An 11,014-nucleotide genomic window follows, 5' to 3' on the forward strand; every position below is an offset into this window, starting at 1 on the left:
TCACCGGGCGGAACTTTCCGGCGAGTATCCTCGAATTGTGCGTTCCAGGAAAGCGTCTGCTTTTCCGACACTGGCTAGTCCGTTCAGTTCCAGCTGCAGGTAGAAGCCCGTGTCCTGTTCACCCGTGCGGCTGGAAATGAAGCGGCGCGCGACCGCGCGCAGCCGGTAGCAGCAGGCCTTGTATTCGAAGCCGGCAAAGCGATCGAGCGTCTCGCTGTCGCGCAGGCTGTAGACGATGCGGCCGTAGGCGTTCCAGCGCTTGCCGATGGGCCAGGCGGAGGAGATGTCCGCCTGCTCGAGCCGGTCGCGCTGGGCGCGGTAGGCGAGGTTCACCACGCGATCGCCATCGGGGCGGTACTGCAGCCGGAACTGCGATCGCTCGCTGCGCGAATCTTCCGGATTCCACTGGATGCCGGCCTCGAGATTCCAGTTCTTGTACGCCGTGAGCGATACCTGCGCGATGAAGTCCGACGTGTCGCGCGTCGCCGGTGGCTCGTCGGGCAATACGACGCGCGGCTTTTCGAAGTAGTAAGCCTGGCCCACGCTGACCGCGAGGTATTGCGCGCCGGTGTTGGCATTGAACAGGCGGCTGGTGAGACCGAACGAGATCTGGTTGGCATCGTTGACGCGGTCCGCGCCGACGTAGCGGTTGGTGCGGTAGAGCTCGACCAGGTTCAGGTCCGGCAGGCCGGTGTCGAACAGCGGCAGGTCGCTCTGTTCGCGAAATGGCGTGTACAGGTACAGCGCGCGCGGTTCGAGCGTCATGCGGCGCTGGCCGTGCGAGCCGGCCTGGCGTTCGAACACCAGGCCCGCGTCGAGCGAGGCGAACGGCAGGCTGCGCGTGGGCGAAGCATCGGTGCCCGGCGCCTCGTTTTGCAATGCGTATTGCGTGTAGCGGTAACCGGCTGACGGGCGCACGAAGTATCCGGGCGCAGACCAATCCAGCCCCAGGCGCGGCGCGACATCGAGCCGCCAGCCCGTGACGCCGACGTTGCGATCGAAGTTCACGTACTCCGCATCGAAGCCGTATTCGAGCGCGCCGAGCCCCGCGTCCCAGTCGCCCGAGGCCAGCACGCGCGGCGTGCGCGCGTACGGGCGATCGACGTCGGGCAGCTGGTCGTCGATGGTCTGGAACTGCTGCAGCTGCGCGCGCACGTTCAGGTGCTCGTCGCGGTAGCTGGCCTCCGCCAGCCGTTCGGCGAAGGCGACGCTCGTGCCCTCCGGCCCCTGGGCGAAGTCCTCGAAATAGTCGCTGTCGCTCACGTCCGTGGCGTCGATGCGGAACCGCCATTCGCCCGGCAGCTCCGCGACGTGCACGAGCTGGATGCGGCTGCGGTCGGTGCCGGTGAGGTCGTCGCTGGGCAGGTAGTTCCAGGACAACGTGCCGCGCTGCCGGCGGGTCAGGAAACGCATCTCGCCGGACAGGTCGAGACCGCGTTTTCCGTAGTACACCGGTTGCGCCGTGAGGTCGAAGTTGGGGCGGATGTTCCAGTAGTAAGGCTCGTCGATCTGCAGGCCGCTGCGCGAGGAGGCGCCGATGCCGGGGAACAGGAAGCCGCTCTTGCGCTGCGTGCCGATCGGGAACGACACCCAGGGTAGATAGACGATGGGCACGCCCTTGAATTCGACGCTGGTGCCGCGGCCCGTGCCGATCTGCGCGTGCGTGTCGAGCTCCATGCGCCGGGCTTTCATCTGCCAGGCCACGTCTTCGACCGGGCAGGTGGTGAAGGACACCCCCTCGAGCGTCACCTTGCCGTCGGCGTCCATCTGCATGGTGCGGGCGGCGCCGCGCGCATTCCGCTCCGGCAGCTCGAACTCGGTGCCTTCGAATTCCGTGCCGAGCGTCGGTGAGTAGCTGCCGGAATTGCCGCGCACGGTGAGCTGCGGGTCGTGGTATTCGACCCCGCCCTCGAGTTTGGCCTTGCCCTGCGCGGCGTCGTACTCGAGGTGGTCGGCGCGAATGCTGCGGTCGCCCTGGCGCATCACGACGTTGCCCGACACCACGACGTTGCCATTCACGTCGGCCGTGAAATTGTCGTCGTCGCTTTCGATGGTGACCGGCTCACCGGATGGATCGGTGCGAACCGGTGCCGGAAGTGGAGCGCCGGTCGGTTCCGCGGGCCTCGGGCAGACCGGCTCGTCCGCGCGCGCTCCGAACGCGAGTAGCAGCATCAGTCCGAGGCCGCAAGTTGCGGCCTTTCTCGAGGTCAATGGCACAGTGTTGCGCACTATACTTATACGAATGCTCAAGAACGACCCGCGCGCAAACCTCATCCGGACCTGGCTGACACGCGACCTGCAGTGGCGCATCGGACAAATCAGCGTCGCCTCCGCCGACGCAAGCTTTCGCCGCTATTTCCGCGTCTCCCGCGGGGATGTCGACCCGGCGGCCTGGGCGCCCCGGGCCGACACGCTCATCGTCATGGACGCGCCGCCCGGCAAGGAAGACATCGCTCCCTATCTCAAGGTGACCTCGCTGCTCGAGCAGGCCGGCGCGCACGTGCCCCATGTGTATGGCGCGGACGCGAAGCGCGGTTTGATCGTGATGGAAGATCTGGGCGACACACAATATCTTGGGCTGCTCAAGACCGGCCGCGGAGTCGACAAGCTCTATGGCGATGCGCTGACCGCGCTCGCGAACATCCAGGTGCGCGGCCTCAGAGCCGCGCAGATGCTCGAACCCTACGACCGCACGCCGCTGGCGCGCGAGCTCAACCTGATGCCGGAGTGGTTTCTCGAAAAACATCTGCGGCTCGAACTGTCGCCCGAGGAGCGAGGGCTGCTTACGGTGACGTTCGAGTTCCTCATCAACGAAGCGCTGCTGCAGCCGCAGGTGTTCGTGCATCGCGATTTCCACTCGCGCAATCTGATGGTGTTGCCTGCCGCTTCGATGGAGAAGGGCGGCCCGGGCGTCATCGACTTCCAGGACGCGCTGCGCGGTCCTGTCGGTTACGACCTCGTGTCGCTGCTCAAGGATTGCTACATCGGCTGGTCGCGCGAACGGGTCGAACGCTGGGTGCGCGGCTACCGCCGGGTGCTGGGCAATCTCGGCGCCAACGTCGGCGACAGCGAATACCAGTTCATGCGCTGGTTCGATCTCATCGGCGTGCAGCGGCACATCAAGGTGCTCGGCATCTTCGCGCGCCTCTGGCATCGCGACGGCAAGATCGGTTATCTCGCCGACCTGCCGCTCACGTTCGAACATGTGCGTGACGCTTGCCGCCGTTATCCCGAACTGGTCGAGTTCGAACGCTGGCTCGCGTGGCGGGTTGCGCCGGGTCTGGCCGCGGCGAATGCGCGGCAACTCGAGCCGCCGAAGAAGAAACCGCGGCGGGCGAAGAAGAAGCCGCGCGTGAAGCAGAAGCCGGCGAAGGCCCGCGCACGGCCGCAGGCGCCGCGCCGCAAGGTCAAGCGCAAGGTCGCGCGCAAGCTCAAACGCAGCGTGCGGCCCAAGCGCGCCGCCGCGCCGAAGCGCAAGGTAGTCAGGCGCAAATCGAAGCCGCAAAAACCCAAGCGCCGTGTGCGGCGCGCCCACAAGTGAGCGCGCCGTGAAGGCCATGGTCCTGGCCGCGGGGCGCGGCGAACGGATGCGGCCGCTCACCGATCGCGAGCCCAAACCGCTGCTGCGCGTCGGTGGAAAGCGGCTCATCGAATATCACCTCGAAGGGCTCGCGGCCGGCGGTTTCCGCGAGGTCGTCATCAATACCGCGTGGCTGGGCGATCTGGTCGAGAAGTCGCTCGGCGACGGGACGCGTTACGGGCTCGAGATTGTGTATAGCCATGAGCGTCCCGAAGCGCTCGAAACCGGCGGTGGCATCTTCAATGCATTGCCGTTGTTAGGTCCGGCCCCGTTCCTGCTCGTCAACGGCGATGTTTGGACGGATATCGACTTCGGCGCGCTGCGCCGCGATCCGCCCGCGCAGGCGCTCGCGCATCTCGTGCTGGTGCGAAATCCCCCGCAACACGCGCGCGGCGATTTCCTGCTCGAGCAGGGCCTGGTCGCAGAAGGTGAGGGCACTCGCCACACCTATTCCGGTGTCGGTATCTACCGCGCCGAGTTTTTCGCGGGCTGTGCGCCGGGGAAATTCCCGCTGTTGCCGCTGCTGCGCCGGGCGATCGCGCAGCGCGCGCTGAGCGGCGAACTACACACCGGCCGCTGGTTCGACATCGGCACCGTCGAAAGGCTGGCCGCGCTCGACGCCGAGTTGTCGCGCGGCGCCGAGGTTTCACCGGGAGTCCGAAGATGAAGAATTACCTGATTGCCGCCGTCGTTCTGATTCTCCTGCTGGTGGCCGCACCGTGGGGCATCGGCGTGTTGGCCGAGAAGCGCGTCAACGGCGGGCTCGATGAACTCGTAGAAACCGCGCCGTATCTCGCCATCGTCGAGCGGAAGTGGCAGCGCGGCTGGTTCACCTCCGAACAGGAAGTCACCTTCGAAGTGCTCGGGCCGTGGCTGCGGGCCTTGAATTCGAAAACGGTGATGGACGAACTCGGCAAGGCACAGGCGCAGCTTCCGCCGCCTTCTCCGCAGGCGGACGAGAGCACGCCGGTCGAGACTCCCGCACCAGGAGAGGCTGCAGCCAGCGCACCGGATGCGGCCGCGAGCGAAGCGCCGCCCGCGGAACCCGCCGCCGCGGAAATCGCACCGATCAGGTTCACCGTGCGCAATCACATCCTGCACGGCCCGGTGCTGTGGTTCTCGGGTTTCGGAATCGCGCGCATCGATTCGCAGCTCGTGCTTCCCGAGACCGTTCGCGCCGAACTGCAGAAAGTGTTCGGTGAAAAATCCCCGCTGCAGGTCAGCACGCGGGTGCATTTCTTTGGCGGCGGCACCACGACATTCTCCGGCGATGCACGGAAACTCGAGCTGGCCGGCAAAGGGCATTCGCTGTCGTACGACGCCTTCAAGGTCAACATCGGGTACTCGGCGCACGTCGACGATGTGGAAGTCGATGGGAGCTGGCCGCGTCTCGAAATCGTCGACAACGAAAAGGGCGCCCGCATCCTGATGGAAGGCGCGGCCATCACCGGCACGAGCCACCGTGTGCGCGGCGACCTGTACGACGGCGACTTCGACCTGTCGATCGAGACCTCACGCGTGACGGGAGCCGACAAGCAGGTCACCGAGGTGGCCGACTTGCATTACGCCGTCGACACCACCATTGACGACGACTTCATGGACATCGCGCTCAAGATCGGTTCCGGGGCGGTCAAGGCCAAGGAGATCGAGCAGCTCGGTGTTTCATTCGACGAAGTGCATTACGACTTCACCGTGCGACGCCTGCATGTCGACACGCTGGTGAAGATGACGAAGGCCATCAAGGCTTCGTATGCGACACCGGTGACTACCGCCGCCGAGCTCGACGCGGCGATCACGCAACCCATGAAGGAATACGGTCTCGCGCTGCTCAAACACGATCCGGAACTGGTCATCGACCGGATCGGCGTGGCGACTCCCGACGGTGACGGATACATCAAGGGCATCATCAAGCTCAAGGGCGTGAATGAGGGCGATCTTTCCGCCGGAGTGATGGGGATGCTGGGCAAACTCGAGGCCGACATCCGGATCGAGATGGCGCAAAAGCTGGTCGGGAAGTTGCCGGGCGGGCCCGGCGCGGTGGCGACGGCGCTCGAGCAGGGTTACATCAAGCGCGAGCGGGAGCAGATCGTGAGCCGCATCGAATTCAAGCAAGGCGTGCTCAAGATCAACGGGAAAGAGCAGGGAATTCCGGGACTTGGGCCACCCAAGGTGGGCTTCGAATCCGAGCCCACGCCGCAGCCGGAGTAGAATTCGCACCCTTCCATGTCCAGCCTCAAGAACATTCCGGTCGTCACCGAAACCCGCGCGCCGCGCAGCGGCGAGAAGTACGTGACGGCGCAGGGCTTCACCGCCATCAAGGACGGCCAGAAGTCGCGCGCGGCCGAAGCGCCGGCCACGGGCCGCAAGCCCGCGTGGATCCGCGCGCCGCTCGCGGCCGGCGCGGGTTTCGGTGCGGTGAAGGGCATCGTGCACGAGCACCGCCTCGCGACGGTGTGTGAAGAGGCCAAGTGCCCGAACATCGGTGAGTGCTGGAACGCGGGCACGGCCACGATCATGTTGATGGGCGCCGTGTGTACGCGCGCCTGCCGGTTCTGCTCGGTGGATACCGGCAACCCGCGCGGGTGGTTAGACGCGGAGGAGCCCGAGAACACCGCGCGCAGCGTCGAGCTCATGAAGCTCAAGTACATTGTGCTGACGTCGGTGAACCGGGACGATCTACCGGACGGCGGGGCCGGCCACTACGCCGCGGCCATTCGCGCGATCAAGCGGCGCACGCCGCAGGTGGCGGTGGAGGCGCTGACGCCGGATTTCCAGGGCGTGATGCGCGATGTCGAAACCGTGGTGGATTCGGGCCTCGAAGTGTTCGCGCAGAACGTCGAGACGGTGAAGCGGCTGACGCACCCGGTGCGCGATCCGCGCGCGTCGTACGAACAGACCCTCGCCGTGCTCGCGCATGCGAAGCGCTACAAGCCGCAGGTGTTGACCAAGACGAGCCTGATGCTGGGCCTCGGCGAGACCGATGAGGAGATCGCGCAGACGATGGACGATCTGCGCGCCGCGAACGTGGATCTGCTGACGCTGGGCCAGTATCTGCGCCCCACGAAGCATCATCTCGAAGTGCAGCGCTTCGTGACCCCCGCGCAGTTCGACGAGTATCGCCAATGGGCGCTGGCTAAAGGTTTCCGCGAGTGTGTGTCCGGCCCGCTGGTGCGCTCGAGTTATCGCGCCGAACAGGCGCTGGCCGGCAACAACGCCGGGATCTCGAATAGCGGTGCCGGGAAGGGGGTTCCGGGGTTTGCCGCCGTCACGCCTGTTTCTACCGTCCCCGCAGCAAACCCCGGAACCCCCTTCCCGGCACCGCTATTCCCGGCGCCAACCGTACGGTGGTTAGGCCAGGTGGACTACGAGCCGACCTGGCGCGAAATGCAGCGCATCACGGATACGCGCGATGCGGACACGCCCGACGAGATCTGGCTGCTAGAACATCCGCCCGTGTTCACGCTCGGTTTGAACGCCGATGCGGGCCACGTGCTCGCCGCGGGTGACATTCCGGTCGTCAAGATCGACCGCGGCGGCCAGGTCACGTATCACGGGCCGGGCCAGCTGGTCGTCTATCCACTGATCGACATCCGCCGCGCCGGTCTTGGTGTGCGCGATCTGGTCACTGCGATGGAGCGCGCGGTCATCGAATATTGCGCGAGCCTCGGCATCGAAGCGGAGTGCCGCAAAGGGGCGCCCGGTGTTTACGTCGGTGCCAGCAAGATCGGCAGCGTGGGTATCCGCATTCGCCGCGGTTCGAGTTACCACGGCCTGGCGTTCAACGTCGATATGGAACTCGAGCCGTTCCAGCGCATCAATCCTTGTGGATATGCGGGATTGCGGATGACGCAGCTCGCCGATCTCGGACAGAAGAATCTCACCGTGGAATCCGTGGGCCGCGCATTCGCGCCGTTTCTGACCGCGGCGTTGGCGAGATTGCGCGCGAAGGGCTGATCCGCGCGTTCCGCCGGAGGTTTCATGACCAGACGAATTTCCCGCTTCGTTGCCCCGCTGTGTCTGCTCGTGTTTTTCGGTCCCGCGCTGGCGCAGGATGCGGCGCCGGCCGGCGAGATGGTCGTCATCGACCTGCGTCCGGCCAGCGAACGGGAAGGCATGGGCCTCGCCGAGTTGAACGGCAAATGCAACAAGGATGTCTTTCGCATCGCCGACGTCGCCTCCGATCCGCTCAAGGTCGACGTGCTCAAGACCGATCTCGCGGAGCAGTTGGGCCTGGCCGGCGATGGAAAAACGTTGACCGTGCTCAACTGGTCCATCTACTACAACAGGCAGGTTTCGGGTGGCGGGCCGTCGCTGGGCGGCGTCGGCATCCAGGGATATTCGTTGCCCGGCAAGGCGAAGGAAAAGCGGCCCGGCAGCAAGTGCTCGCAGCGGGAATCCGCGGGCGGCTGGTACCTGGCGGGCGAGGTCACGACGCAGTATTTCCCGCTCATCTCTGAATTCAGTGGCACCTTCGGCGGCAAGCCGGTGAACGCCCGCGTTGTGTATTCGCCGCGTGTGAAACTGGCGGGGAAATTCGAGGGCGCCACCGGCGATACCGAAGCGCTGCTCGACGCCGTCCACCAGACCGCCGAAGTGCTGGCGCTGGCCATCGTTCAGTAGCGGGCGCTTGCGCTACTTTGCCCACCTGGCGCCCGGCAAGATCGTGCTGTGGTGTTTCCTGATCTGGTACTTCACCACGGTTTTTCATCATTTCGATGCCGCGCCGGCCATCTGGCTCAACGCGCTCGGCATCAGCGCCATCATCGGCGTCGCGCTCTATCTATCCGTGCGGGAACCCGGCAAGCCGCCGCCGGAGCGCTGGACCACGTTGCGGCTGTTCATCATGCCATTCTGCGTGTCGAGTTTTTCGCAGCTCATCAAGGGCCGGGGTTTCGTGCTGGTGTTTCCGCCGGACGTACGCGAGATCGCGATTTCGTTGGCGGCGTGCGCGGCGTTTGTGGTGGCCGTACTGGTACTCAAACGCGTCGCGGCTAAGTCGGTGCCGGGTCGGACTTGCGGGAACTAGCCGCCCTCCCATTCCGCAGTCACCTCGCATCGGTGGCGGCTAATTCCCGCAAGTCCGACCCGGCACCGACTTAGATCAGCATGATCACGCCCTTCGCAACTTGCAGGGCATTGGCGAGACCGACGACCTGCTCCTTGCTCTGCGCGTTGATGGTGTAGGTGATCGACAGGAAATGATGCTGATTGCTCTCGCGTTCCTTGATCTGCTCGTCGGTCAGATCCGGCGCGAACAGGCGGACGATGGCGTCGATATCGGCGCGCTGCATCTCCGCGCGGCGCCCGACGACCTTGATGGGCCACGGTGTCGGAAACTTGAGCAGTTCTTCGGCGGGCGGTTCGTCTACCACGGCTGGTCCGCAACTCCGCGCTTGTACGCCTGGTAGGCATCGAACAACTTGCGCCACACCGGGCCGGGCTTGCCATTGCCGACGGGTTTTCCGTCGAGCGTGGTGACGGGCTGTACCTCGCGTGTCGCCGCACCGATCAGGATCTCGTCCGCGCCACGCAGTTGCGCCTCGGTCACCGCCGTCGAACGCCATTGCACTCCGGCCTTCAACGCCACTTCTTCGATGACACCGCGTGTCGTGCCGGGCAGCAGCCGCCACGAATTCGGTGGCGTGCGCAGTTCGCCGCCGATGACGACGTGCACGCTCGACGCGCTGGCGTCCGTCAGCAGTCCATCGCGCAGCAGGATCGTCTCCGTCGCCTCATGATCCACTGCAAGCTGCCGCAGCAGCACGTTCGCCAGCAGCGACACGGACTTGATGTCGCAACGCGACCAGCGCGTGTCATCGGCCGTGACGGCGGGCAAACCATTGTCCTGCCAGCTCGCGCGCGCCGTCGGCCAGGGCGACGCGAATGCGAACACCGTGCGCGGCACGTCGGGCAGCGGCGCATGGTTGCGCCCGAGCTCGGCGCCGCGCGTGACCTGCACATAGATATAAAGGTCCGAGCGCGTGCCGCCGTTGCGCTCGATCAACTCCCGGTAAAGATCGCGCCAGGCGTCGCGCGCCAGCGGATCCTCCATGCGGATCTCTTTCAGACTGCGCGTGAGGCGGTCGTGATGCTGCTGAAACCGGAACGGCCGCCCGCCGTACACCGGCGTGACTTCGTACGCGCCATCCGAGTACAGGAAGCCGCGATCGAGCGGCGAGATACGCGCCTCGCGCAGCGGCAGGAACTCACCGTTCAGGAAACAGACCGGCAGCGGTTCGCCCATCTATCTACCTCATCCAGAGGGAAATCCCGTCCACCAGACGCGTCCACCAGCCGCCCTCGGGCACGGCAGCCTGCGCCACCAGCGGCACGCGCGCGATCACGTCCTTGCCGTCGCTGATGGTGAGTTCGCCCAGGGCCTGGCCGGCCTTGATCGGCGCGATCACCGGTTCTTTCACCGTCGCGGCGGTCGTGAGCGAACCGCCGGAGCCGCGCCCGATCGTCACCCACACATCGTTCGCCGGCACCACCGTCACGCGATCCGTCTCGCCCTTGTAAACCTCGGGCTTGAGGATGACGTCGCCCGCGCCCTTGACCTTCACGGTCTCGAAGAACGTGAAGCCATAGTTGAGCAGCGCGGCGCTGGCGTCTTCGCGCGCCTTGAACGACTTGGTGCCGAGCACCACCGAGATCAGCCGCGTATCGCCGCGTTTCGCCGAGCTCGCGAGACAATACCCCGCGCTTTCCGTGTGGCCGGTCTTGATGCCGTCGACCGTCGGATCGCGCGCCAGCAGCCCGTTGCGGTTCTGCTGCTTGATGCCGCCGTATTCGAACTCGCGCAGCGAGTACCACTTGTACTCCTCCGGGTAATCGCGGATCAGCACGCGCGACAGCGACGCGATGTCGTGCGCGCTCATGTAGTGAGTCGGCCCCGGCAGCCCCGAGCTGTCGTTGAAGTGCGAGTTCTTGAGGCCGAGCGCGGCGGCGTAGGTGTTCATCATCTGCACGAAGCCGTCTTCCGTGCCGCCCACCTTCTCGGCCAGCGCGATGGTCGCATCGTTGCCCGACTGCACGATCATGCCCTTGATGAGCACGTCGACCGGGATCTGCGTCCCGACCTGCGCGAAGGTGCGCGAGCCTTCGGCCTTCCAGGCGCGTTCGCTGATGACGACGTTGTCGGAGAGACTCAGCCGCTTCTCCTTGAGCGCGCGGAACACGACGTAGCCGGTCATGAGCTTGGTGATGCTGGCCGGTTCCATCTGCGCTTCCGCCTTGTCGGCGGCCAGCACGCGGCCGCTCTGGAAGTCGATGAGCACGTAGGCGCGGGCATCGATCGCGGGAGGCTTGGGAACGGGCACCGCGGCAAACGCGGCGGAAGAGAGGGCACAGAAGGCGAGAAACGAAATCAGCCGGGATGACGGCATCGCGCGAGGCTCCGGAGCAGGGGTCAGGGCCGCGATTGTACGCCCAGAG

Annotated in this window: 10 protein-coding genes and 1 pseudogene; 7 read left to right on the top strand and 4 right to left on the bottom strand. The window is 65.7% G+C overall.

Going from position 1 to position 11,014, the window contains the following annotated elements; translation table 11 throughout:
- Entirely contained in the window at positions 1–2,172 is a 2,172-nt protein-coding gene (gene lptD, locus WDO72_15780; protein MEJ0087136.1) for an LPS assembly protein LptD, read from the bottom strand.
- Between the two features lie 70 nt (positions 2,173–2,242).
- Here lptD and WDO72_15785 point away from each other — a divergent pair, with 70 nt between their 5' ends.
- From WDO72_15785 to WDO72_15815, 7 genes and pseudogenes are all read left to right on the top strand, one after another.
- Positions 2,243–3,541 carry a phosphotransferase gene (locus WDO72_15785; protein MEJ0087137.1) on the top strand — a complete coding sequence of 433 codons (1,299 nt, stop codon included), beginning with the start codon at positions 2,243–2,245 and terminating at the stop codon, positions 3,539–3,541.
- Between the two features lie 7 nt (positions 3,542–3,548).
- Positions 3,549–4,247: a nucleotidyltransferase family protein gene (locus tag WDO72_15790; protein MEJ0087138.1), complete on the top strand. Its 699-nt coding sequence runs from the start codon at positions 3,549–3,551 to the stop codon at positions 4,245–4,247.
- Positions 4,244–5,788 carry a YdgA family protein gene (locus tag WDO72_15795; GenBank protein MEJ0087139.1) on the top strand — a complete coding sequence of 515 codons (1,545 nt, stop codon included), beginning with the start codon at positions 4,244–4,246 and terminating at the stop codon, positions 5,786–5,788. The genes WDO72_15790 and WDO72_15795 overlap by 4 nt, the downstream gene beginning before the upstream one ends.
- Before the next feature lie 15 nt (positions 5,789–5,803).
- Positions 5,804–6,805: pseudogene (gene lipA / locus WDO72_15800) on the top strand (lipoyl synthase).
- Positions 6,800–7,534, top strand: coding sequence for a lipoyl(octanoyl) transferase LipB (gene lipB, locus WDO72_15805; protein ID MEJ0087140.1), 735 nt, complete (start codon positions 6,800–6,802; stop codon positions 7,532–7,534). The pseudogene lipA and the gene lipB overlap by 6 nt, the downstream one beginning before the upstream one ends.
- 24 nt (positions 7,535–7,558) lie before the next feature.
- A complete protein-coding gene (locus WDO72_15810; GenBank protein ID MEJ0087141.1) occupies positions 7,559–8,200 on the top strand; it encodes a hypothetical protein in 642 nt (213 codons plus the stop codon).
- A gap of 7 nt (positions 8,201–8,207) precedes the next feature.
- Positions 8,208–8,606, top strand: coding sequence for a hypothetical protein (locus WDO72_15815; GenBank protein ID MEJ0087142.1), 399 nt, complete (start codon positions 8,208–8,210; stop codon positions 8,604–8,606).
- A 70-nt stretch (positions 8,607–8,676) separates the two neighbouring features.
- Here the strand turns inward: WDO72_15815 and WDO72_15820 are convergent, their stop codons facing one another.
- Genes WDO72_15820 through WDO72_15830 form a run of 3 tightly spaced genes read right to left on the bottom strand, consistent with a single transcriptional unit; the run spans position 8,677 to position 10,965 of the window.
- Positions 8,677–8,952 carry a DUF493 domain-containing protein gene (locus tag WDO72_15820; GenBank protein MEJ0087143.1) on the bottom strand — a complete coding sequence of 92 codons (276 nt, stop codon included), beginning with the start codon at positions 8,950–8,952 and terminating at the stop codon, positions 8,677–8,679.
- Positions 8,946–9,824 (bottom strand): D-amino acid aminotransferase, encoded by an 879-nt coding sequence (locus WDO72_15825; GenBank protein ID MEJ0087144.1) that lies wholly within the window; start codon positions 9,822–9,824, stop codon positions 8,946–8,948. Before WDO72_15825 ends, WDO72_15820 begins: the two co-directional genes overlap by 7 nt.
- A gap of 4 nt (positions 9,825–9,828) precedes the next feature.
- Positions 9,829–10,965 carry a D-alanyl-D-alanine carboxypeptidase family protein gene (locus WDO72_15830; protein MEJ0087145.1) on the bottom strand — a complete coding sequence of 379 codons (1,137 nt, stop codon included), beginning with the start codon at positions 10,963–10,965 and terminating at the stop codon, positions 9,829–9,831.
- Between the last annotated feature and the right edge of the window lie 49 nt (positions 10,966–11,014).

Source organism: Pseudomonadota bacterium (genome assembly GCA_037200975.1).
Taxonomy (GTDB): domain Bacteria; phylum Pseudomonadota; class Gammaproteobacteria; order Steroidobacterales; family Steroidobacteraceae; genus CADEED01.

What these genes read in the sequence shown, in the direction of transcription:
- WDO72_15810 (MEJ0087141.1), top strand. Translation starts at nt 7,559, where the DNA reads ATGACCAGACGAATTTCCCGCTTCGTTGCCCCGCTGTGTCTGCTCGTG.
- WDO72_15825 (MEJ0087144.1), bottom strand. Translation starts at nt 9,824, where the DNA reads ATGGGCGAACCGCTGCCGGTCTGTTTCCTGAACGGTGAGTTCCTGCCG.
- WDO72_15830 (MEJ0087145.1), bottom strand. Translation starts at nt 10,965, where the DNA reads ATGCCGTCATCCCGGCTGATTTCGTTTCTCGCCTTCTGTGCCCTCTCT.
- WDO72_15795 (MEJ0087139.1), top strand. Translation starts at nt 4,244, where the DNA reads ATGAAGAATTACCTGATTGCCGCCGTCGTTCTGATTCTCCTGCTGGTG.
- lptD (MEJ0087136.1), bottom strand. Translation starts at nt 2,172, where the DNA reads ATGCTGCTACTCGCGTTCGGAGCGCGCGCGGACGAGCCGGTCTGCCCG.
- WDO72_15785 (MEJ0087137.1), top strand. Translation starts at nt 2,243, where the DNA reads ATGCTCAAGAACGACCCGCGCGCAAACCTCATCCGGACCTGGCTGACA.